The following is a 249-nucleotide window of genomic DNA, read 5'->3' as shown; positions in this document are numbered from 1 at the left end:
GGCTGCCAGTGTTGCAGGTCGTCGCTGGCTTCGATGCTGAACCGCTGGAAGCCATCGCGTTCGCTGGTCCAGTCCAGCACCAGTTGCTGCAACGGTGCCTTGATTGCGCTGGCATCCAGCAACCAGCCACGCAGGACCTCCTCGCCGGCCTCCAGTTGAGTGGAGGGCTGAACTTCCACCAGCGTGCCATTGGTGGTGGATTGCACCCGCACGCTGGGGGGGCTGTCGGCGGCATCTGCCGAGCTGTAC

At 64.7% G+C, this 249-nt stretch carries 1 protein-coding gene; it reads right to left on the bottom strand.

Translation table 11 applies throughout. From position 1 onward, the window contains the following. Positions 1–249: DUF3999 family protein (locus R0J88_RS22300; RefSeq protein WP_410901215.1), on the bottom strand; the 249-nt coding region annotated here is incomplete at both ends.

Origin of the sequence: Pseudoalteromonas sp. SIMBA_162, from assembly GCF_046535955.1 — a bacterium.
Lineage (GTDB): Bacteria > Pseudomonadota > Gammaproteobacteria > Enterobacterales > Alteromonadaceae > Pseudoalteromonas > Pseudoalteromonas marina.
The sequence above is the reverse complement of the archived record's forward strand: the minus strand, read 5'-3'. Positions and strand labels throughout refer to the sequence as shown.